The organism is Halosimplex aquaticum, from assembly GCF_028747785.1.
Lineage (GTDB): Archaea > Halobacteriota > Halobacteria > Halobacteriales > Haloarculaceae > Halosimplex > Halosimplex aquaticum.
Map to the genome: position 1 here is coordinate 662502 of NZ_CP118158.1, position 20377 is coordinate 682878.

The 20377-nt window shown below is 70.3% G+C and carries 21 protein-coding genes and 1 pseudogene; 8 read left to right on the forward strand and 14 right to left on the reverse strand.

Features of this window, described 5'->3' with window-relative positions; translation table 11 throughout:
* Window positions 1–6: 6 nt before the first annotated feature.
* Entirely contained in the window at window positions 7–366 is a 360-nt protein-coding gene (locus tag PSC72_RS03270) for a hypothetical protein (RefSeq protein WP_274324460.1), read from the forward strand.
* Window positions 367–443: 77 nt separating this feature from the next.
* Window positions 444–1325, forward strand: coding sequence for a DMT family transporter (locus tag PSC72_RS03275; RefSeq protein WP_274324461.1), 882 nt, complete (start codon window positions 444–446; stop codon window positions 1323–1325).
* Between the two features lie 70 nt (window positions 1326–1395).
* Here the strand turns inward: PSC72_RS03275 and PSC72_RS03280 are convergent, their stop codons facing one another.
* Window positions 1396–1563, reverse strand: coding sequence for a DUF7331 family protein (locus tag PSC72_RS03280; protein WP_274324462.1), 168 nt, complete (start codon window positions 1561–1563; stop codon window positions 1396–1398).
* A 347-nt stretch (window positions 1564–1910) separates the two neighbouring features.
* On the reverse strand, window positions 1911–2162 hold the full coding sequence (locus tag PSC72_RS03285; RefSeq protein WP_274324463.1) for a DUF5789 family protein: 252 nt from the start codon (window positions 2160–2162) through the stop codon (window positions 1911–1913).
* 113 nt (window positions 2163–2275) lie between these two features.
* Between PSC72_RS03285 and thiD the strand changes: the two genes are divergently transcribed.
* Entirely contained in the window at window positions 2276–3640 is a 1365-nt protein-coding gene (thiD, locus tag PSC72_RS03290) for a bifunctional hydroxymethylpyrimidine kinase/phosphomethylpyrimidine kinase (RefSeq protein ID WP_274324464.1), read from the forward strand.
* A 22-nt stretch (window positions 3641–3662) separates the two neighbouring features.
* Here the strand turns inward: thiD and PSC72_RS03295 are convergent, their stop codons facing one another.
* Together PSC72_RS03295 and PSC72_RS03300 are read right to left on the reverse strand one after the other, a co-directional pair.
* Window positions 3663–5861, reverse strand: a complete 2199-nt coding sequence (locus PSC72_RS03295) for a CARDB domain-containing protein (protein ID WP_274324465.1) — start codon at window positions 5859–5861, stop codon at window positions 3663–3665.
* Between the two features lie 110 nt (window positions 5862–5971).
* A complete protein-coding gene (locus PSC72_RS03300; protein WP_274324466.1) occupies window positions 5972–6694 on the reverse strand; it encodes a sugar phosphate isomerase/epimerase family protein in 723 nt (240 codons plus the stop codon).
* A gap of 153 nt (window positions 6695–6847) precedes the next feature.
* On the opposite strand from PSC72_RS03300, the gene PSC72_RS03305 reads away from it, so the two are divergent.
* Together PSC72_RS03305 and PSC72_RS03310 are read left to right on the forward strand one after the other, a co-directional pair.
* Complete coding sequence (locus tag PSC72_RS03305; RefSeq protein ID WP_274324467.1) at window positions 6848–7918, forward strand: Gfo/Idh/MocA family protein; 1071 nt, start codon at window positions 6848–6850, stop codon at window positions 7916–7918.
* Between the two features lie 102 nt (window positions 7919–8020).
* The gene (locus PSC72_RS03310; protein ID WP_274324468.1) at window positions 8021–8227 is read left to right on the forward strand and encodes a hypothetical protein; all 207 of its coding nucleotides are present in this window, start codon (window positions 8021–8023) and stop codon (window positions 8225–8227) included.
* A gap of 28 nt (window positions 8228–8255) precedes the next feature.
* On the opposite strand, the gene PSC72_RS03315 is transcribed toward PSC72_RS03310, so the two are convergent.
* From PSC72_RS03315 to PSC72_RS03325, 3 genes are all read right to left on the reverse strand, one after another.
* Window positions 8256–9731: a sensor histidine kinase gene (locus PSC72_RS03315; RefSeq protein WP_274324469.1), complete on the reverse strand. Its 1476-nt coding sequence runs from the start codon at window positions 9729–9731 to the stop codon at window positions 8256–8258.
* Window positions 9732–9803: 72 nt separating this feature from the next.
* Window positions 9804–10781, reverse strand: coding sequence for a magnesium/cobalt transporter CorA (corA, locus tag PSC72_RS03320; protein ID WP_274324470.1), 978 nt, complete (start codon window positions 10779–10781; stop codon window positions 9804–9806).
* Entirely contained in the window at window positions 10778–10948 is a 171-nt protein-coding gene (locus PSC72_RS03325) for a hypothetical protein (protein ID WP_274324471.1), read from the reverse strand. The genes corA and PSC72_RS03325 overlap by 4 nt, the downstream gene beginning before the upstream one ends.
* Before the next feature lie 120 nt (window positions 10949–11068).
* On the opposite strand from PSC72_RS03325, the gene PSC72_RS03330 reads away from it, so the two are divergent.
* Window positions 11069–11242, forward strand: coding sequence for a hypothetical protein (locus PSC72_RS03330; protein ID WP_274324472.1), 174 nt, complete (start codon window positions 11069–11071; stop codon window positions 11240–11242).
* A gap of 39 nt (window positions 11243–11281) precedes the next feature.
* Here the strand turns inward: PSC72_RS03330 and PSC72_RS03335 are convergent, their stop codons facing one another.
* The 3 genes from PSC72_RS03335 to PSC72_RS03345 all read right to left on the reverse strand — a co-directional run bounded on the left by PSC72_RS03335 (window position 11282) and on the right by PSC72_RS03345 (window position 14078).
* Complete coding sequence (locus PSC72_RS03335; RefSeq protein ID WP_274324473.1) at window positions 11282–11944, reverse strand: DUF6517 family protein; 663 nt, start codon at window positions 11942–11944, stop codon at window positions 11282–11284.
* A gap of 114 nt (window positions 11945–12058) precedes the next feature.
* Window positions 12059–13543 (reverse strand): cysteine--tRNA ligase, encoded by a 1485-nt coding sequence (gene cysS / locus PSC72_RS03340; RefSeq protein ID WP_274324474.1) that lies wholly within the window; start codon window positions 13541–13543, stop codon window positions 12059–12061.
* Between the two features lie 61 nt (window positions 13544–13604).
* Window positions 13605–14078: a DUF7523 family protein gene (locus PSC72_RS03345; RefSeq protein ID WP_274324475.1), complete on the reverse strand. Its 474-nt coding sequence runs from the start codon at window positions 14076–14078 to the stop codon at window positions 13605–13607.
* Between the two features lie 150 nt (window positions 14079–14228).
* Here PSC72_RS03345 and PSC72_RS03350 point away from each other — a divergent pair, with 150 nt between their 5' ends.
* Both PSC72_RS03350 and PSC72_RS03355 read left to right on the forward strand, forming a co-directional pair.
* A complete protein-coding gene (locus tag PSC72_RS03350; protein ID WP_274324476.1) occupies window positions 14229–15104 on the forward strand; it encodes a CbiX/SirB N-terminal domain-containing protein in 876 nt (291 codons plus the stop codon).
* A gap of 158 nt (window positions 15105–15262) precedes the next feature.
* On the forward strand, window positions 15263–16444 hold the full coding sequence (locus PSC72_RS03355; protein ID WP_382261146.1) for a DR2241 family protein: 1182 nt from the start codon (window positions 15263–15265) through the stop codon (window positions 16442–16444).
* 28 nt (window positions 16445–16472) lie between these two features.
* Here the strand turns inward: PSC72_RS03355 and PSC72_RS03360 are convergent, their stop codons facing one another.
* From PSC72_RS03360 to PSC72_RS03380, 4 genes and pseudogenes are all read right to left on the reverse strand, one after another.
* The gene (locus PSC72_RS03360) at window positions 16473–17048 is read right to left on the reverse strand and encodes a DUF7524 family protein (protein ID WP_274324477.1); all 576 of its coding nucleotides are present in this window, start codon (window positions 17046–17048) and stop codon (window positions 16473–16475) included.
* 136 nt (window positions 17049–17184) lie between these two features.
* Window positions 17185–17379, reverse strand: coding sequence for a methytransferase partner Trm112 (locus PSC72_RS03365; RefSeq protein ID WP_274324478.1), 195 nt, complete (start codon window positions 17377–17379; stop codon window positions 17185–17187).
* 108 nt (window positions 17380–17487) lie between these two features.
* Window positions 17488–18596: pseudogene (locus PSC72_RS03370) on the reverse strand (glutamate-cysteine ligase family protein).
* 159 nt (window positions 18597–18755) lie between these two features.
* Window positions 18756–20141, reverse strand: a complete 1386-nt coding sequence (locus PSC72_RS03380) for an adenylosuccinate synthase (protein WP_274324481.1) — start codon at window positions 20139–20141, stop codon at window positions 18756–18758.
* Window positions 20142–20377: the final 236 nt, after the last annotated feature.

Genomic DNA, 20377 nt, shown 5'->3' on the forward strand with positions numbered 1-20377 from the left:
TCGACCATGGGACTCGTTACGGCCTTCGTCACGTTCGTCGTCGGGGTACTGGTCGGTGGGTTCGGCATCTACGTCGGCGCCGAACTGATCGCGGACGGCGGGAGCTTCGAGAAGGCCGTCACCGCGGCGATCATCGGCTCGGTGGTGTGGGCGGTCGTCGGCGCGTTCTTCGGCTGGATCCCGCTGCTCGGACCGCTGCTGACGTTCGTCGCGTACCTCGCCGTGCTGAACGTGACCTACTCGGGCGGCTGGGTCGAGGCGCTCGGCATCGCGGTCGTCGCCTGGCTCACGCTCGCCGTCGTCTTCACCGTCCTCGGCCCCCTGGGACTCGGCGTGTTCTCGGCGGTCGGCGTCCCCTGGGTGTAGGCCGACCCGGTATCGACTGACTGTCGTGATCTGACGCAGAAGGGAACGCTCTTGGTCGCTCAGGGGAATCGTCCGCCGTGTTCGGCCCGGAACCCGGACTGGTCTACGCCGGCCTGGCGTCGCTGGTCCTCGGCGTCTACCTGTTCTGCATCAAGCGCTACTTCAGCGACTACCCGTCGACGGTGTACGTCACGCTGACGTTCGCCGCGTCGTTCGTGTGGTACCTGCCGATCGCCGCCGTGGCGAGCGACGGCCCGTTCCTCCCCGACGGGTTCGGTGCCCTCGGCGTCGGGATGTTCGTCCTCACGGTCGGCGGCTCGATCCTGGCCTTCCTCGCCTCCTTCCGGGCGATCGCCGTCGGCGACGTCTCCTACGTCGCGCCGATCAGCAAGCTCGTCGCCGTCTTCGTCCTCCCCATCGAACTGGTCTTCCTCCACGAGCACCTCTCGTCCGTCCAGATCTTCGGCGTCCTCGTCGCGACGGCCGCGGTGTACGTCGCCAACTACGAACCGGGGAAACTCGTCGAGCCGTTCGTTCGGGCCGCCCACTCCCGACCGGCCCAGCTCGCCCTCGCCAGCGCGGCCGTCTTCGGCGTGGTCGACGTAGGCAAGCGCGTGCTGATGCAGGAACTGCAGGTGCCACCGGAGACGTTCAACCTCGTACTCTTCGTGGCCGTGCCGCTCGCGCTCGCGCCGCTGGCAGCCCGGCGCCTGCCCGACGGCGTCCGGGGCGACCTGCACCTGTTCGCGGGCGTCGGGCTCCTGATCGCGGTGGGCGAGCACTTCGTGATGCTGGCGTTCTCGACGCTGTCGGCCAGCCTCGCCTCGCCGATCATCAACACGCAGGCCGTCATCGCCGTCCTGCTCGGCGGCGTGATCCTCGGCGAGGACGCCTTCCGCGTGCGGCTCGTCGCCGCGGCGTTCGCCATCGCCGGCGTGACGCTGATCACTGTCGGGTGAGAAACGCGACGCCGACTTCCGTCGGCGGAAAATGACAGCCGCCTCGACGCCGAACCGGCGTCCACGGCGATTACTCTGTCGGGCCGTACGCGCGTACGTCCTCGAAGTCGATGGCGTAACTGGCCTGGATCCAGGCGTTGGCGTTGTCCCGGTCGTACAGCACCAGGTCGCCGTCGATGGTCTCGAAGGTCCCGCATCGATCCGCCGCGCGTTCCGGTCGCCGCTGCGTCTCGGACATCGTAGAGTTCGCTCTAGTTGCTGTCGTTGAGTGAGTTAAGCTTTACCGTGGGTACCACCCCCATACACTATATAGTATAAGGCGGATCGGCGGCGCGGGAACGGGTCGCGCTCGCCGGTGAGGGCGGCGTTACGGTCGTCGCGGTCCCGCTCGTCGCCGCGGTCGCGCTCCCGCGGGCCGGGGTCGACTGGGACCCGACCGGCTACGGCGCCTCGATGTATGCGCTCCTCCTCGGAGGGGCGCTGTGGTACGTTCTGGTCTTCGCCGCGCCACTGACGCTCGTCTCGGTGGTGCATTCGCTCCCGTGACTCGCCGCTTCCGGTAGGACTCCTCGTCCCGCAGGATCGCTATCCCTCGCCTTCCGACTGGTACGGTTCGCCGACCGCTTCCCGCGGGAGGTCGTTCTGGACGGCGGTGTAGGCGTCGTCCGCGGACCCGAAGCCGTCGGCGGTCGACTCCGCGATCAGGTCCCCGAGGTTTCGCTCGCCCTCGGCCAGTTGTATCGTCACGTCCTCGCAGGCGGCGGCCAGTTCGTCGCGGTCGATCGGGTAGTCGAACTCGTGGAGGTACTCCTCGACCTCGGCAAGTTCCAGTTCCATGTCCGAACGCAGGGGCGGCAGGCGTTTGTGTGTAGTTACCACGTGTCTGCGTGGAACGTACTGGGCCGGCGCCTCTCGCCACCGCTTTGGTGTCGGCGCGGAAACACCCGCACATGACACGACAGGAAGCGCCGGTCACGCCGCCAGTCGTCCTCGCGATCGCCGGGAGCGACTCGGGCGGCGGCGCCGGCGTCCAGGCCGACCTGAAGACGATCGAGGCCGGCGGCGCGTTCGGCGCGACGGCGATCACGAGCGTCACCGCGCAGAACACGACCGGCGTCGAGAGCACGCACGTCCTCCCCACCGAGGAGATCGACGCCCAGTGCGAGGCGGTCTGCACCGATCTCGACGTGGCCGCCGTCAAGACGGGCATGCTCGCCACCGCGGAGGTGGTCGAACTCGTCACCGAACAGGTCCGCGACCTCAACGCGCCGGCCGTGATCGACCCGGTGATGGTCGCCGCGTCGGGCGACCGCCTGCTCGCCAGCGAAGCGGAATCCGCATACGAGCGCCTGATCGCGGAGGCGACGCTGGTCACCCCCAACGCCGACGAGGCGGCCGTCCTCACCGGTGTGAACCCCGAGAGCGAGGCGGAGGCCCGCGAGGCCGGCGAGCGCCTCGTCGACGCGGGCGCCGACGCGGCGCTGGTCAAGGGCGGGCACGTGCCGGGCGACGACGTGGTGGACGTGCTCGTCACGGGCGAGCGCGTCGAGACGTTCCGCCACCCGCGGGTCGACACCGACGCCACCCACGGGTCGGGCTGTACGCTCTCCTCGGCGATCGCCGCTCGCCTCGCGCACGGCGACGACCTCGTGGACGCCGCGGGGGCGGGCATCGACCTGCTCGGCCGCGCCGTCCGCTACAACCTCGACGTGGGCGAGGGCCCCGGCGCCGTCCACCACGCCGTCGAACTGCGCGACCGGGCCGCTCGCGACGCGACCGCGGAGGCCGTCGAGAGCGTCGTCCAGTCGTTCGTCGACCGGAACGTCGGGCCGCTGGTGCCCGAGGTCGGCATCAACGTCGCCGGTGCCACGCCGTACGCCGAACGGCCGGACGAGACCGCGGCCGTCGAAGGGCGGATCACCCGGACGCTGTCGGGCGCCCAGCCCAACCGCGGGGTCCGCTTCGGCGCGTCGACTCACGTCGCCCGCCTGCTGCTCGCGGCCAGGGAACGCGACCCCGCGCTCCGCTTCGCCGCGAACTGCCGCTACGACGACGAGGTCGCCGCCGCGCTGGACGACCTCGACGGCCCCGCGGCGGAGTACGACACCGGAGAAGCGTCCCGGAACAGCGGGGGATTCACCGTCGAGTCCGGCGTCGAAGCCGCCTTCGACTCCGTGGAGGGGACGCCGTCGGCGCTCGTCGATCGGGGCGCGTACGGCGACGAGCCCCTCGTCTTCGTGCTCGCCCGCGAACCCGACGCACTGGTCGACCGGACGCTGACGCTGCTCGAAGCCGTCGAATCCGGCGAGGAGTAGCTCGGCCGTCCCGCAGTCGTTTTCACGCTCGCCGCCGGCCGAGGAGCGCGAGCGCCGCGAGGACGGCCACGAGCGCGGTCACCGGCCCGAATCCGGGACCGAAGCCGGTGCTGCCGCCGTCTCCGTCCTGGCCACTGCCGCCTCCGCCCCCTCCGTCGCCGACGGTCTGTCCGACGGTCACGGTGAGGGCGTCGGCGTCGCCGACGGTGAACTCGTACTCGCCGCGACCCAGGCGAGCGACGCCCGAGACCGTCCGCGACTCGCCCGGCCCGAGTGCGACGTCCCGGTCGATGATCGGTCCGTTGGGGCCGCGGATAGTGACGTTGCCGCGTGCGGGGACGTCGTGCGTGTTGCTGACCGTGGCCGTGAACGTCACCGCGCCGGGCGCCGAGAGAGCGGTCCGGTTCGCCGAGAAGTCGGTCACCGTCGCCGACGCGGGGTCGTGCACCTCGACGGTCACCTCGTCGCTCCCCACGGCGAGGGTGTGCTCGCCGGGTTCGGTGAAGGTCCGCTCGAAGGCGTGGGTCACCCGCTCGCCCGGCCGGATCGTCCCGGCCTCGGTGGCGACGACCCGGTCGTCGACGACGAACCGCGCCTCGTACTCGGCGGCCGCGTCGCCCGTGTTCGTGACCGCACCGGTGACCGTCAGCGTCTCGCCGGCGAACAGCGCGACGTCGGGGCCGTCGAGGCTGGCGTTTCGATAGGGGCCGCCGACGGCGAGGGCGTCGGGCGCGTCGGCGAGTCCGATCCCGACTCGCGCGGGCGTCGAACCGAACGCCTCGCCGTGGGCCGCCCTGGACCACAGGTCCGGCGTCCGGGCCGTGCTCGCGTAGGTGACGGCCGCACGGCGGACCTCCGGGCCGGCGACGGTCCCGACCGACTCGAAGACCGCCCGCTGGTCGACCGGTCCCGGGTGGGCGTTCAGCGTCGAGAAGACGGCCTGGAGCGACCGCGACTGGTCGGTCGCCAGGCGGATCCGTCGGTCGGTGTCGGCGGCGACGAGGCTCCCCTTCAGGTAGTTGGCGGCGTTGGTCCACGTCGACGGGTCGGTGAGGACCGCGTCGCTCTGTGGCTGGCGGGTGCCCTGCCGGAACACGTCGCGGACCGCGTCGTAGTCCGCGTGGCCCTGTTCCATCGCCAGCAGGGCGGCGTAGTAGGTGGCGAACGCCTCGGTCGTCCACTTCGCCGAGGACGCCGTCTCGAAGTCCTGGCGGGTGTGGACGTACTCGTGGATCCAGGTGTTCTCCGCGGTCGCGAGCGGCTCTGCGTCGCGGATCCACATGTCGCTGTCGCCGTACTGCAGCCCGCGCACGCCCCACTGGACGGTCGTCGTCGGCGCCGCGAACGCGACCACCTCGTCGTCGCGGTCGCCGACTCGTAGCTGGTCCGCGGAGGCGGCGAACGTGTCGAGGATCGAGTCGGGCGACTCCGCCAGCGCCGCGCGGTCGGGGACCACCAGCTGGAACCGCTGGCCGTGCGCTCGCCGCTCGTAGGTCTGGACGGTGCCCATGTAGGCCATCCACTCGCCGACGTGGCCCGGTCCCGCGGTGGTCGACTCGCGGGTGATCCCGATCGGTTCGGCCCCGCGCCAGGACCAGCTGGTCGGGATCGACGGCTTCCGGAACAGGGCCCACTCGCCGGCGTCGACGAAGAGGTAGCGCCCCCGTGCGCCCTCGGGACCGGCGAGGTCGCGCGTCTCGTTGACCCGTAACGTGAACGTGATCTGCGGCGCCGAGGTGTTGCCGTCCCACTCGTAGGTGGTCCCCTCGGCGTGCGAGAAGCCCTTCGTCGCGGTGACGGTCACGTCCTCGGGGAGCCGGGGCTTCAGCGCCGCCACGCGGTCGGGCACCTGGTAGCGCTGGACCACGGTGACCTCGCCGCGCTTCTCCGGCGTCAGCCGGAACTCCTGCGTGGCCGTGACGTTCGCCGCCGCGGCGTCGAACACGTCGTCGGTCCCGACCGCTGAAGCCGATCCGCCCGACTCGGTGACCGACTTCCTGACCCGCTGTGGCGGCGCGCCCGGCCCGGTCGTGTCCGAGGCGAAGCGCGGAGGTTCGGCGACCGAGCCGTTGTCCGCCGATCCGACGGCCGAAACGCCGGGATCGGCCGGTGAAAGCGTCGCGGCTCCGGTGTCGGCGATGCCGGTCCCCGCGACCGTGCCGACGAGAATGAAGAGCGCGATCGCTGCGACGACGACTCGACGACCGCCTGCCCGTGTCATACCACGGACTGGGAAACGGCCCCCCTTAATCGTTCTGCGCCGAGTATCAGCACCTTCGCCGGTCGGTTCGCCGCAGGAGAACGTCCGGCCCGCGAATCCGGCCTGGCGGGCTACAGCCCGTCGAGGAACTGCGCGCCGTGGTCGATCGACGCGGCGGGGTCCTCGGGCTGGTCGTGCTCGTAGACGAGCCACTCCGCGCCGATATCGCGGGCGGTGTCGGCGCAGGCCTGCATGTCCACGTCGCCGTCGCCGATCTCGCAGAAGTCCCCGTCGGCCATGTCCTTCATGTGGACGATCTCGATCCGGTCGCCGTACCGTTCGAGCAACTCGACGGGGTCGTGACCGGCCGTCTCGATCCAGCCCACGTCGGGTTCCAGCAGGAGGCTACAGACCTCGGCGAACACCTCGTAACCGGTGGTGTCGTCGACGGGGACGAACTCGTGGTCGTGGTTGTGGTAGTGCAGCGAGAAGTCGTGGTCGGCGAGGTTCGCGGCGACGTTCTCCAGGCGCGTCGCGGTCTCCTCGGCGGCCTCGCGGGACTCGAAGTGCTCGGCGCCGAGCCACGGGACGACCGCGCCGTCCGAGCCGATGGTCTCGTGGGTCTCGACGACGCTGGCGGCGTCGGTTTCCATCGCGTCGAGGTCGACGTGAGCGGCCGTCACGTCCAGCCCGAGGTCGTCGAGTTTCGTCGCTAACTCGTCCGGGGAGAGCCCGCCGAACTCGCCGGAGAACTGGACGCCGTCGTAGCCTGCGTCTGCGCAACGTTCGAGGATCTCGGCCATCGGGAGGTCGAGATTCCGGACCGAGTAGAGGTTGATGGCAGTGCGTACCATACTCGTCACGTCATACGGGCGGACTTTTAGTCCACGGATCCGGGCGCGACTCTCCGGGGCTATCGAGAGCCCGACACCCCGCCGGAGGCCTGGGATCCCGGCGCACCCGTCCGGGAGGCCGAGACTTTTGTGCTATCGCCGTAAGACGAGTGTATGGCATACGATATCGCGTTTATCGGAACCGGGCCGGAGCCCGACAACCCGGTGTGGGGAGAGAGCGCGGCGATGGCCTACCGCCACGCCGAGGGGTACCGCGACCGCGACGACTGCGACGTCGTCGCGGCGGCAGACATCGTCCGCGAGAACGTCGCCGCGTTCGCCGACGAGTTCCAGATCCCCGAGGACGGGGTCTTCGAGGACTACGAGCGGATGCTGGAGGTCGTCGAGCCGGACATCGTCTCGATCTCCACGCCCGTCCCGACCCACGCCGACATCGTACTGGACTGCGTCCACAGCGGCGTCCCCGACGCCGTCCACTGCGAGAAGCCGATGGCGACGACGTGGGGCGACGCGCGACTGATGGCCCAGGAGGCGAGCCGCCGGGACGTCCAGCTGACCTTCAACCACCAGCGCAGGTTCTCGCCGGTGTGGCGCGAGCCGAAGCTCGCGCTGGACAGCGGCGCGATCGGCGACCTCCGGCGGGTGGAGGTGTCGACGAGCACGCTGCTGGACAACGGCACGCACCACATCGACCTCGCACACATGTACGCCGGCGAGTCGCCGGTCGAGTGGGTCATCGGCCAGATCGACTACCGCGAGGAGTACGTCAAGTACGGTGCCCACAACGAGAACCAGGGCCTCGTCCAGTGGGCCTACGGCAACGGGGTTCAGGGCATCGCGACCACCGGGTACGGGGAAGACGGCGTCGGCGAGGGCATCCGCCACCGCCTCCACGGCACCGACGGCGTCATCGAGATCACGCCCTGGGCTGACGAGCAGGCGCGCGTCCGCCGGGACGGCGGCGACTGGGAGACGCTGGTCGCCGACGCCGCTGCGGCGGCCGTGCCGCCGGCCATCGACCACGTCGTCGACTGCCTGCGCGACGGCGTCGAACCGGAGTTCTCCGCCCGCCGGGCGCTCGCGGTGACCGAGGTGATATTCGCGGCCTGGGAGTCCTCGCGCAAGCGCGGCCGCGTCGACCTCCCGCTCACCGTCGACGACAACCCGCTCGAATCGATGGTCGAGTCCGGCGACCTCTCACCGCGACCCGCTGACGAGGACTGAGGGGCGACGAAGAACCGGCGCGGCGGGAGCGGCCGATCTCGCCGTCAGACGCCCGTCGAACTGGCCCGGAAGCTTATGGTGACAGAGCGGCCAGTATCCGGTATGCTCAGCGCAGTGGCCCTCCAGTCCGGACTGGAGATCCTCACACAGCCAGTCGGTATCCTCGGCGTCCTCGTCCTGTTGGCGGCGATCATCCTGATCGGTCGCTTCCTGCTGTCGATGGCCTGGCGGCTCGTCGTCATCGGGATCATCGTCGTCGGGACGATCTACGTCCTCGGCCTGCTCGGGTTCACCCTCGGCGTCTTCTGAACGGTCCCAGCGCCGCGGACTCCGGCCGTCAGGTGAGCGTCTCGACGCCGGTCAGCTCGAAGCGCGCCCCGCCGCGCTCGCTCTCGGTGAGCACCACGTCCCAGCCGTGGGCCTCCGCGATCTCCCTGACGATCGACAGTCCCAGCCCGGTCCCGTCAGCGGCCGTCGAGTAGCCGCTGTCGAACACTCGCTCCCGGTCCTCGGCCGGGATTCCCGGGCCGTCGTCTTCGACGAAGAACCCGGCTCCGTCCGGCAGGTCGCCGACGGTGACGGTCACCGCACCGGTCGTGTGCTCCGCCGCGTTCCGAAACAGGTTCTCCAGCAACTGCCGCAGCCGCCCCTCCCGACACCGGATCGTCGCGGCCGTCTCGATGCTGACGAGCGCCTCGCCCGTCTCGACGCCGTCCCAGGACTCCGCGGCGGCGGTCGCGAGATCGACCGCCGTCTCGGCCTGGGCGTCGCCGGTTCGGGCCAGCGACAGCAGGTCGTCGATCAGCTGTTCCATGCGTTCGAGCGCTCGCCGCCCCCGCTCGAAGTGCTCGCGCTCGCCGGTCTCTTCGGCCATCTGGAGCGATCCGCCGAGCACCGTCAGGGGGTTGCGGAGGTCGTGGCTCACGACGTCCGCGAACGCTTCGAGGCGCTCGTTCTGCCGCTGGAGCTCCTGCTCGCGCTCGATCCGACCGATCGCCGAGGCGGTGTGGGTCACCAGCAGTTCCGTGAGTTCGACGTCCCGCTCGTCGAAGGCGCCCGTCTCCGTCTGGACGGCCTGGAAGACGCCGCCCTCCCCGAACGGGACGCTGATCCCCGACCGGTAGATGTCCTTGGCGGGGTCGCTGTCCTCGTCGTCCGCGACGTCGTCGACGACCTGCGGTTCCTGGGTCCGGTAGGTCTTCCCGGCGAGCCCCTGGTCGAGGCCCATGCGGCGGCTGCCGTCCGACGGCGCGCCCGCGGAGGTCGCCCGCGGCACGAGCCAGTCGCCGTCCCTGATGAGGATCGTGCACATGTCGAAATCGAGGACCGTCGCCGCGGCGTCGACCGTCCGCTCGCAGACGGCGTCGACCGTCTCCTCGGTCTGGAGCCGCGTCGCGACCGCGTGGAGGGCTTCCAGGGTCGCCTCGTGGCGCTTCTCCGCCGTCACGTCCTCGTGGAAGGCGACGAACTCCGTCACCTCGTCGGCGCCGTCGCGCAGCGGCGCGACCCGGACCCGGTTCCAGAACGGGGTCCCGTCGGCGCGGTAGTTCCGGAGTTCGACGGTGGCTCGCTCGCTCGCCGCGACCGCGTCGCGGAGCGCCGCGACGGACTCCGCGGCCGTCTCCTCCCCCCGGAGCGCGAGCCAGTCGCGACCGACGACCTCCGCGGCCGCGTAGCCCGTCATCTCCAGGAACCGGTCGTTCGCGTAGACGACCGGCGACCCCTCCCGCGAGGCGTCGAACCGCGTGATACCTACCGGTGCCTGGTCTACGATGTCGTGGCCGGAGACGCCGTCGGGGTCCTCGTCGGTCACAGGGTCACCTGATACACCATGGGTTGCAGCTGAGTGCTCTAACCCCCTCCGATCGTCGGTGGCCGACCGCCATCAGATGTACCCCTGTCGGCGGAAGTACCCGAGCATGATCAGGGCGACGGCGAGCATCCCGACCATGACGGCGGGGTAGCCGTACGTCCAGCCGAGTTCGGGCATGTTGAACGGGCTGTCGGCGAAGTTCATGCCGTAGACGCCGACGACGAAGGTGAGCGGGATGAAGATCGTCGCGACGACGGTGAGCACCTTCATCACCTCGTTGGTCGACTGGGCGAGGGTGTTGAGGTAGATGTCGCGGGCGCCGGAGGCCAGGTCGCGGTACGTCTCGGTCAGGTCGACGAGCTGGACGAGGTGGTCGTAGACGTCGCGGTAGTACTTCTCGGTGTCTTCCTGGATCTGCTTGGGGTCGCCGCGCGCGAGGACGCCGACGGCCTCGCGGGTCGGCCAGGCCAGCTTGCGAAAGGACAGCAGCTCCCGCCGGACGCTGTTGATCTCTTCGAGCGTGTCGATCTCGGTCGAGGTGGTCACGTCGTCCTCGACCGCTTCGATGTCGTCCTCGATGGTGTCCAGCAGCACGAAGTACTCGTCGACGACGACGTCGATGACGCGGTAGGCGGTGAAGTCGGGGCCGCGGTGGAGGAGTCGTTCGTCGCCGGTGTCGACGGCGCGGCGGACGCGCTCGACCGGTTCGGCGGAGTCGGGCGTCATCGAGACGACCCAGTCGTCGCCGATGAACACCCCGATCGGGGAGTCGGCGATCTCCTCGTCGAAGGTTGTCTCGCCGCGCCGGAGCACCGCCCGCTTGAGGAGGACGAAGGTGTACTTGTCGTACTCCTCGGTCTTCGGGCGGACGTCGTTCCAGATGTCCTCGATCGCGAGCGGGTGCAGGTCGAAGCACTCGGCGATCCGCTCCATCTCCGCACGGTCGGCGTCTGCGGCGTGTACCCAGGTCGTCCCCCGTGCCGCTCTGGCCTCGGCGAGGTCGTCGTACTCGGTGACCTCGTCGGACCGGTAGACGAGCGCCGAGGTCACGATTGGTCCTCCGGGCCGTTCGACCGGCCGATGGCGGCCATCGTGACCCCGACCATGACGGCGGTCACGGCGAAGGACCGGCCCGGATAGGCCGTCTCGATCCCGACCACGTAGCCGAGGAGACCGAGCGCGGTCAACCCGAGGCCGAGGGCGAGTTGCGCGTTCATGTCCCGCTGGATGGACCGGAGGGGTAAAAGCGTAGGCGACGCTCCCCCGCCCGTTCCGCCGAGCCTGAACGCCGCTGGCCCGGGACAAGACACTTACCGCAGCCGCCGGACCTGTCAGCCATGGTGCACTGCCCAGAATGCGAGGCGGAGATCGCCGACAGCTCCGACGTGGAGTTCGTCGACATGGAGTCGAAGATGGCCGGGCTGTTCAAGTCGGCGAAGCGATTCTACGTCGCGGCCTGCGACGACTGCGGCGCCGCGATCGGCACCGGCGTCGCCGGTGGCGGCGGATAGCGGTTCTCAGCGGACTCTCGGCCGTCCTCGCCGTCGTCGCTACGAGGGCGACTTCTCCGCGGGCGGGTGTCGGAGCCCCGCGAGGAGGTCGTTCACGCGGGACCGCTCGTCGACGCGCTCGGGATGGACGGCGACGGCGATCACGTTGTCGCCGTCGTGCTCGACCATCGAGAGGTGGATCGTGACGTTCGTCTCGACGCCGCCCATCGACTGGCTGGCGCCGTACGCCGAGACCGTCCGCTCGGCGCCCAGGAACTGCACGGACCGGTTGGATTCGAACTGCACGTTCGAGAGCCCGGACGTCGAACTGACCAGGCGCCGGACGATCCGGTCGGTCGACCAGTCGCCGACGGGGTTGACCGACTGACCGGCGACCGTGGCGGCCGGCGTCGAGTAGACCGAGAAGCGCGCGAACTCGCCCTCGACGCCGGGCGCGAGGGTCACGGTGCGGTTGTACTTCCGGACCTCGCTGGAGAGACTCACCTGGCGGGTCTGCCCGCCGACGGTGACGTTCAGCGTGCGGTTGGGCGACTCGCTACTCGCGAGCCGGTACTCCGTCGATTCGAGTGTCGACTGGTCGACTTCGGTCGCGTTCGCGGCGAACTCGTAGGGCTGGCTCCCGGTCAGAAAGCCCACGCAGCCCCCGCCCGCGAGCGCGAGGACGATGGCGAGTGCGATCGCCAGACCGCGCGGTCGTGACATATCGAGGAGTGGTCGGGCCGGCAGATAAACCCGCCGGCAACGGGACCGAACGCAGAGAGCGCCCGCCGGTCCGCTTCGGAAGCGGTACCCGGCGGCGCTCCCGCTCTCGGCCCGCTACTCGAAGCGATAGGTCGGGCCGTCGTCGCCGTCCTCGACTTCGACGCCCGCCTCGTCGAGGCCGTCGCGCAACTCGTCGGCGCGCTCGTAGTTGCCGGCCTCTCGCTCCCGTTCGCGCAGGTCGAGGACGAGTTCGACCAGGTCCTCGGCGACGCGGACGTCGCCGCCGTCCTCGCGGCCGAACGAGAGCCCGAAGACGTCGCCGCCCAGTTCTTCGAACGCGTCGATCGCCCGCTTGAGCGCGGGGAAGTCGTACCGGTCGCGCTCGTCGACGTGGGCGTGGACCGCCGAGGCCAGTTCGAGGAGCGCGGCCATCGCCTCACGGGTGTTGAAGTCGTCGTTCATGGCCGCCTCGAAGTCGGCCCGCGCCGCGTCGACCGCGTCGCGGAGTTCCTCGTCGGTCGCCTTCGCGTAGGCGTCGACGCTGTCGGCGGCCTCGACCGCGCGCTCGTACCCCCGTTCGAGGCGCTCCCAGCGCTCCTCGGCCTCGGCGAGCGTCTCCTCGGAGAACGTCGGGTCGGCCGAGTAGACCGTCGAGACGAAGAAGGTCCGGAGGACGTCGACGCCGAACTCCTCGATGGCCGCCCGCGCGGTGGTGAAGTTCTGGAGGCTCGAACTCATCTTCTCGTCGGCCACCTGAACCATCCCCGTGTGGAGCCAGTAGTTGGCGAACTGCTGGCCGGTGGCGCACTCGCTCTGTGCGATCTCGTTCTCGTTGTGCGGGAAGACGAGGTCCGAGCCGGCGACGTGGACGTCGAAGGTTTCGCCGAGGTGGGTCGTCGACATCGCGGAGCACTCGATGTGCCAGCCGGGCCGGCCCTCGCCCCACGGCGACTCCCAGGTCTGGGCCTGTTCGGCGGCCTGATCGGCGGGCGCGGCCTCGTCGTGGCGGTGCTCCGCGATGTCTTCCGGGGCGACGCCGCCGGCCTTCCAGAGCGCGAAGTCGGCGGGGTTGCGCTTCTCAGCGCGCTCGCTCTCGTCGCCCTGGGCCTCCGAGTCGTCGACCTCCTGGTTCGAGAGCTTCCCGTAGTCGGGGTCGGCGGTCACGTCGAAGTAGACCGACCCGTTGGACTCGTAGGCGTAGCCCTCCTTGATCAGCGTCTCGACCATCGCGACGATGTCGTCGATGTGCTCGGAGACGCGCGGATACACGTCGGCGCGCTTGAGGTTGAGCGCGCGCATGTCCTCGATGAACGACTCCGTGTAGTGGCGGGCGACGTCCTCCTCGTCGTCGCCGACTTCGCCGACGCGGGCGACGATCTTCTCGTTCACGTCGGTGAAGTTCTCGACGTGGCGCACGTCGTAGCCGAGGTACTCCAGCCACCGGTGGATCACGTCGGTGTGCGTCCACGTGCGGGCGTGGCCGACGTGGGCGGGATCCGAGGTGGTGAGACCGCAGAGGTAGAGGAGAACTTCACCGTTGTTGACCGGCTCGAACGCCTCGCGCTCGCCCGTGAGCGTGTTCGTCACCTGAAGCGTCATTACCGGAACCTACGCCGCCCGGCGCTTCAATGCGTCGGATACCCGTCGCGGCGTGACAGGGTCACCCCGCGAGCGCGTCCTCGACCGCTCTGAGCGCGTCGGGGCCGCTCCGCCGCCCGACGACGACCACGAGCGAGCCCCCGCCGAACGCCGCGGCCTCGACCGGCACCTCGGCGGTTTCGAGCCGGCCGAGCACCTGTCTGAGCGCCGCGGCGTCGGCGTCCCCGCCCGCCGTGATGGCGGTCAGCGACCCGGAGTCCGGGACGAGCGCGAGGTCGCCCACCGCGAGCAGCGCGTCGGCGGGGTCGCCCTCGCCGAGCCCGCTTTGCATGTTCACCGGCGGGGCCGAGCCCGGTCGCTCGTACTCGGGCAGGTCCTCGGCGAAGCGGCGGAGGGCGGCGACCACCGCGTCGGTCTCGCCGTCGACGTTGAGGAAGCGGGCGGCGGCGCTGTAGTTGACCACGCCGGCCCGGAGCGCGTCGAAGAGGAACGGGTGGCGGCGCACGGCCTCGCGGGTGTCAGCGGCGAGCGTCATACCCTGCGGATGGACGCCGGCCGCGAAAAATCTCCCGGAGGGGACGGGGGAGACGGCGGCCGGACGATCGCCGCGGACATCGCCGACGGCGGCCGCCGGTTGCAGAAGGCCAACGACACCCCTATGGGGGAGTTTTCCCTACCCGAGGGTATGGAAGCGCTCGTCATCGTCGCCCACGGGTCGCATCTCAGCGCCGGCGCGAGTGCGCCGACGTTCGACCACGCCGACACCATCCGCGCGACCGGCGCCTTCGACGAGGTCCGGGAGTCGTTCTGGAAGGAGGAGCCCTCCTTCCGCGAGGTGCTCCGGACGGTCGAGAGCGACGAGGTGTACGTCGTCCCCCTGTTCATCTCCGAGGGCTACTTCACCGAGGAGGTCATCCCCCGCGAGTTGCGCCTCGACGACTGGGACCCCGAGGCCTGGGACTCCGACGGCACCAGCGCCACCCACGCGACGCTGCGGGCGACCGACGTGAACAAGACGGTCCACTACTGCGGCCCCGTGGGCACCCACGAGGCGATGAGCGACGTGATCGTCCAGCGCGCCGAGTCGGTGACCGGCGACCCCGACGTGGGCGAGGGCTTCGGCCTCGCCGTGGTCGGCCACGGCACCGAGCGCAACGAGAACTCGGCGAAGGCCATCGAGTACCACGCCGACCGCATCGGCGAGACCGGCCGCTTCGATGAGGTGAAGGCGCTGTTCATGGACGAGGACCCCGAGGTCGACGACGTGACCGACTTCTTCGAGAGCGACGACATCGTGGTCGTCCCCCTGTTCATCGCCGACGGCTACCACACCCAGGAGGACATCCCCGAGGACATGGGCCTGACCGACGACTACCGCGAGGGCTGGGACACCCCCGCCGAGGTCGACGGCCACCGGGTCTGGTACTCCGGCGCGGTCGGGACCGAACCGCTGATGGCCGACGTGGTCCTAGAGCGGACGGCCGACGCCGGCGCCGACGTGGAGGCGGCCGTCGAGCGCGTCCGCGCCGAGACCGGGGGCGCGGAACCGGCCGACGACTGACTGCGCTGGTTCGCTCGGCCGTCAGACGCCTCTCTCGCGGTAGTGACAGACCGGTTCGTTCTCCGCGACGACGAGGACGCCGCTGTCGGCGACGAGCGGTCCCGCAGTCGCCTGCCGCAGACGGACGACTTATTCGGATACAGTCCGTCGCTCCGGGTATGAACGCCGCGCAGGTGGACCGGGCACAGGTGGAAGCGCTCGCGGAGGCCGCCGCGGACGGCATCGAGTTCGACGGGTTCGCGGCCGAGACCGAGGGCGAGGGGTACGTCCTCGCCACGGAGGAGGGGTCCAAGCGAGTGGTCCACGCCGAGAACCTCGACGACGCCGCCGCGGAGTACGCCCCCTACGTCACGAACTGGTACTTCTGGCACGCGGAGGCGCCCCAGGCCGAGGACCGGTGGAGCTTCCTCCGCTGGCTCGAAGGCGCCGACGACCGGCGCGTCGGCGAGCGGTACGAGGCGCTCGACGCCGGCCTCACCCGCGAGTGGGGCCAGCTCCACGTGACGGTCACGGTCGACGACACCGGGTCGCGCCGGTACGCGATCCGCCACGTGGACGACGCCGACGCCGCCGCCGACGCGCTGGACGACCACGAGGACCCGCTGGACGCCCGCCAGATCGCGAAACTCGACGACCGCGAGCGGTTCCGGCCGCTGAAGACCGCGCCGACGCTCCGGACGGGCTGGCGCTTCCCCGATCTGGACCCCGCGGAGGCCGTCCGCACGATAGACAGCTTCTACCCGGCGACGGTCGCCAACTGGCACCGCGAGCGCGAGGGGGCCCTCGACGTCTCCCACTGGCGTGAGACCATGGAGCGCCAGAGCGGAATCTACGGCGTCATCGAGACCTGGGACCGCGGCGAGGGCCACGAACACGTGAACTGGGTGGCCGAGTCCTGCTGCGTCGACTCGCAGTGTCTCAAGCGCCGCGAGTGGCAGTACGACGAGGAGACCGACCTCGACGTCGACGGCGGCGACGGCGAGTTCCCCTGCCGCGAGCCCTGCTCGGTCGTCGTCTCCGCCGCGCGGCGCTGGACGAAACTCGAAGGCGAGCAGTCCCGGACGTACGAGTTCGAACTCACGCCGAGCGAGAAAGAGCAGGTCGAGGAGATCATCGACGCCGTCGCCGACGGCCGCACGGAGGAGATCCGGGAGGCGGACGTCTACGACGGCGCGAACCGCTACCGAGCGCGCTTCCTCCGCGCCAAACGCTTCGACGAGGCGGGGAACCTCTCCGGGGTGCCGACCGACCCGGACGCGTCGAACGCCGAGGGCGCAGACGCCGGGGACGCGGAGTCGACGGCCGACGAGGACGAGGCGACCGAGGAAGCCAGCGACTGACGGCGGGCCGACGGCCAGCGCCTGTTTCTCAGCCCGTGAGGACGATGTAGACGGCGACGAGGACGCCGACGAGCACGGCCAGCGCGCCGCCGACGACCACCACGTCGTCGACGAGCAGTGCGACCCCCGTCGCGGCCGCGAGCGCGACCACGCCGAGGACGAGGACCACGAACTCCGGACGCTCGACGACCGAGGCGAGCCCCGACCCCTCGCCCCCGGACTCCGGCTCTCTGGGCTGGGGCTTGGAGAGCGACTCGTCGACCTCGACGGTCTGCTGGGTCTCCTCGGGTTCGGTGATCCGGACGGTGACGTAGCGCGTCTCCGCACCGTAGGCGGCGGCGATCTTGAGGGTTCCGGTGGCCTCGCCCTCGCCGTCGACGGTGACCCGGACGGCCCGCTGGCTCTCGCCGTCGACGAAGTGGTTGCTGGCCTCGATGGTGGCTATCTCCGAGAGGCCGTCGTCGAGGTGGAGATGGACGTGGACCGACTGACCGTGGTTGATCACGGCGATGTCGAACGACCCGTCCGTCTCGAACCGGTCGGGCACCTCCACGGCGTGGAGCTGCTCCCGGTTGACGTGGACGGGCAACGGTTCCTCGGGCACGTCAGTCAGTCGTCGTGGACGGTAGAAAAAGGTTCAGGCCGATCGACCGCTCGGCGGCGCGACGCCGGCGCTTCGCCGACGACTGGGACGCGCGGCGCCGGCGGGACGGCTGTTCGGCGACGGGGCCGGAACCGCTTCAGGCGGGCGCTTCCTCGCGCATGTCCGGCGGCAGCAGGTTCGGGATGCCGTCCTCGATGGGGTACACCTCGCCGCACTCGGTGCAGGTGAGCGTCCCCTCGATGATCTCCTCGTCGTCGCGCTCGGTCACGTCGAGTTCGAGGTCGTGCTTGTCGAGCGGGCAGCAGATGATGTCCATCAGGTCCTCCTTCATGGCTCTCACTCCGGAACGGTGGCAAAAAAGCGTGCCGGACGGACGGCCGACGGTCCGACGCGGGCCAGTTCTGACGCGAACGACCGTCTCCCCGGACGCGACGCCGTCTCAATCGTCGGCGACCGCCTTCGAGCGGCGGACGTCCGCCTCGAGCCGCGCGGCGTGGTCCAGCCGGATCTCGCGCGCCCGGTCCCGAGAGACCGGTGCCGCGCCGTCGATCTCGTGGGAGACCGGGTCGTACGCCTCGACGTCGAAGCCCATCCGGTCGAGGTACGAGCGGACCCGCCCGGAGGAGAGCCCGTCGCGGATCGCCTCGTTGACGTACTCGATGACCGCGTCGAACTCCGGGAGCACGACCTCCTCGTCGGTGATCCGTCCCTCCTCGCCCTCGATGCGGACCTCGGCGTCCTCGAGGTGGGCGACGAGGGCGGCGAGTCGGTCCGCGAGCCGCACCACCTCGCTCGGGAGGGCGGTGTCGGGCGAGCGCCACTCGACGGTCGAGAAGGTCTCCCGGAACTGGACGGGAGTCCACACGGCGCTCTCGGGGTCGAAGTTCGACGCGACGAGCCGCCGATTCACGCCGGCTTCCATCGCGGCCGTCTCGAACGCCTCGTACCGGCGTTCTATCCGCCGCGTCCACTCCTCGGCGTCGTCGATGTACGACCACAGCCGCCCCTGGTGGGGGACGTCGTCGTAGGCCATCCAGCGGTAGAGCTTCGAGCGCGCGCCCGCGGCGAGGCGCCCACCGCGAAAGTACGGCGAGGAGTTGACCAGCGCGAGCGCGGGGTCGAGCGCGACGAACGCGTTCAGCTGGTCGACCGCCAGCCCGGGCTGTTGCTCGACGTGGACGTGTGTCCCCGCGCAGCGGCGCACGTACTCGAAGTCCTCGCCGACGACCCTGTTCTGCACCCGCGTCCGCTCGGTCGGTAGTTCGGCGATCTCACCGGCGTTGGCGTCGCCAGCGGAACGAGTCCCTTTCCGACCTCATCGGCACGGTCTAGCACCGATTCGATCCGCCGGTATAGCTCCCGCCTGAGCGCCGCTGTCGACTCGCACGGCGTGGTCTTGATCTCCAGCAGCGGCTCGACGAACTCGCGCTCGGCGCCCGCGGACGCCTCGACGAGCGACCCGGGCTCGACCAGCCGCCCGTCGCCGTCGATCACCCAGTATTCGACCTCGATGCTCCGCCGTATCGGCTCTGAGTCGTGTGCTGACACTGTGACCTCGCTGTGTTACGGACTCCTCGCACTGCCGGTGCACCGGACCGAGACGCTCTATCGCGCCATTGTCACACATTCGCATACGCGGCGAGACCACTAAGAGTGTTTCGCGGAGCGAGATATTTGCGAGCGCCGACGAGCGCTCGGATCGACGGATCAGAAGGGGTTCTCGCGGACGACGGTCTCCGAGCGGCCGGGGCCGACGCCGACGGCGTAGACCGGGGCGCCGAGTTCGTCTTCGAGGTATTCGAGGTAGGTGCGGGCGTTCTCGGGCAGGGCCTCGTAGCCCTCCTCGGCGACCGCGGCCCAGTCGGCGTCTTCCCAGCCGTCGAAGGTCCGCAGGTTCGCCTCGCACTCGCCCCACTGCTCGGTCGTGGCGGGCATCGTGCGCAGTTCCTCGCCGTCGAGCGTGTAGGTGTGGCCGACCTTCACTTCGTCCAGCCCGGCCAGGGTGTCGACGTGGTTGACCGCCAGCCCGGTGAACCCGTTGGCGCGCGCGGCATGCCGGAGCATCGGCACGTCGAGCCAGCCGACGCGGCGGGGGCGACCGGTGACGGTGCCGTACTCGTGGCCTTCGTCGCGGATGTACACGGCCAGTTCTTCGCGTTCGGTCCGGGGGTTCTCGGGGTCGCCGTCGTAGCCCGGGGTGTCACCGGGGACGCCGCCGAGTTCAGTCGGCATCGGGCCGCTACCGACCCGCGAGAGGTAGGCCTTGACGATGCCGATCACTTCGCCGTCGCCGACGACGCCCGGCGCGAGGCCGGTCCCGGTGCAGGCGCCGCCCGCCGTCGGGTTCGAGGAGGTGACGTAGGGGTAGTTGCCGTGGTCGATGTCGAGGATGGTCCCCTGGGCGCCCTCCAGCATGACGTTGGCGCCGTCGGCCATCCTGTCGGCGAGGAAGCTGCCGGCGTTGACTGTCATGCCTTCTTCGGCGAGTCGCTCGCCGTACTCCGAGAACTCGTCGTAGAGGGCGTCGACGTCGAGTGCGTCGGGGTCGTCCAGGTCGGCGACGTCGAGGCCGAAGACGTCCTCGACGAGGGCGCGCTTCTGCGGGACGGCGTACTCCAGGCGCTCGCGGAGGACGTCGGGGTCGAGCAGGTCGCCGACGCGGACGCCGCGGCGGCCGGCCTTGTCCTCGTAGGTCGGGCCGATGCCGCGGCCGGTGGTCCCGATCTCGTCGTCGTCTTCGCTCTTGACTTCCTCCTCGATGCCGTCGAGCAGGCGGTGGTACGGCAGGATGACGTGGGCGCGTTCGGCGACGCGCACGTCGGGGTCGAGGCCGCGCTCGCGGAGGGTGTCGAGCTCCTCGAAGAGCGTTCGCGGGTTGACGACGCAGCCGTTGCCGAGGACGTTGACCTTGCCGCGGATCGCGCCGCTCGGGACGAGCGAGAGCTTGTACTCCTCGCCCTCGTGGACGACGGTGTGGCCGGCGTTGTCGCCGCCCTGGTAGCGAACGACGACGTCGGCGTCGTCGCCGAAGACGTCGACGATGCCACCCTTCCCCTCGTCGCCGAGCTGCGAACCGACGATGGTGACGGTCATACACCCGAGATTTCGCCCACCGGGGTAAACCGATTACGGTCCATCGCCCGACCGCCCGTCGTCCGCCGGCCACCGCCCGCCTCCCGATACCTGATTCACCCCGCACTCGTCCGCGCAATCACGCGCACGCGTCATCGGAATCGTTAACTGCTACCACGGAGAACGTCCGGATCGTCATCGATCCGGCCGCGGTCCGAACGGAATACCGCTTGACGGCGGCGGTTTGTCGTCCGTCG

What these genes read in the sequence shown, in the direction of transcription:
- PSC72_RS03270 (WP_274324460.1), top strand. Translation starts at nt 7, where the DNA reads ATGGGACTCGTTACGGCCTTCGTCACGTTCGTCGTCGGGGTACTGGTC.
- PSC72_RS03280 (WP_274324462.1), bottom strand. Translation starts at nt 1,563, where the DNA reads ATGTCCGAGACGCAGCGGCGACCGGAACGCGCGGCGGATCGATGCGGG.
- PSC72_RS03285 (WP_274324463.1), bottom strand. Translation starts at nt 2,162, where the DNA reads ATGGAACTGGAACTTGCCGAGGTCGAGGAGTACCTCCACGAGTTCGAC.
- thiD (WP_274324464.1), top strand. Translation starts at nt 2,276, where the DNA reads ATGACACGACAGGAAGCGCCGGTCACGCCGCCAGTCGTCCTCGCGATC.
- PSC72_RS03295 (WP_274324465.1), bottom strand. Translation starts at nt 5,861, where the DNA reads ATGACACGGGCAGGCGGTCGTCGAGTCGTCGTCGCAGCGATCGCGCTC.
- PSC72_RS03300 (WP_274324466.1), bottom strand. Translation starts at nt 6,694, where the DNA reads ATGGTACGCACTGCCATCAACCTCTACTCGGTCCGGAATCTCGACCTC.
- PSC72_RS03305 (WP_274324467.1), top strand. Translation starts at nt 6,848, where the DNA reads ATGGCATACGATATCGCGTTTATCGGAACCGGGCCGGAGCCCGACAAC.
- PSC72_RS03310 (WP_274324468.1), top strand. Translation starts at nt 8,021, where the DNA reads ATGCTCAGCGCAGTGGCCCTCCAGTCCGGACTGGAGATCCTCACACAG.
- PSC72_RS03325 (WP_274324471.1), bottom strand. Translation starts at nt 10,948, where the DNA reads ATGAACGCGCAACTCGCCCTCGGCCTCGGGTTGACCGCGCTCGGTCTC.
- PSC72_RS03330 (WP_274324472.1), top strand. Translation starts at nt 11,069, where the DNA reads ATGGTGCACTGCCCAGAATGCGAGGCGGAGATCGCCGACAGCTCCGAC.
- PSC72_RS03335 (WP_274324473.1), bottom strand. Translation starts at nt 11,944, where the DNA reads ATGTCACGACCGCGCGGTCTGGCGATCGCACTCGCCATCGTCCTCGCG.
- cysS (WP_274324474.1), bottom strand. Translation starts at nt 13,543, where the DNA reads ATGACGCTTCAGGTGACGAACACGCTCACGGGCGAGCGCGAGGCGTTC.
- PSC72_RS03345 (WP_274324475.1), bottom strand. Translation starts at nt 14,078, where the DNA reads ATGACGCTCGCCGCTGACACCCGCGAGGCCGTGCGCCGCCACCCGTTC.
- PSC72_RS03350 (WP_274324476.1), top strand. Translation starts at nt 14,229, where the DNA reads ATGGAAGCGCTCGTCATCGTCGCCCACGGGTCGCATCTCAGCGCCGGC.
- PSC72_RS03355 (WP_382261146.1), top strand. Translation starts at nt 15,263, where the DNA reads ATGAACGCCGCGCAGGTGGACCGGGCACAGGTGGAAGCGCTCGCGGAG.
- PSC72_RS03365 (WP_274324478.1), bottom strand. Translation starts at nt 17,379, where the DNA reads ATGAAGGAGGACCTGATGGACATCATCTGCTGCCCGCTCGACAAGCAC.
- PSC72_RS03380 (WP_274324481.1), bottom strand. Translation starts at nt 20,141, where the DNA reads ATGACCGTCACCATCGTCGGTTCGCAGCTCGGCGACGAGGGGAAGGGT.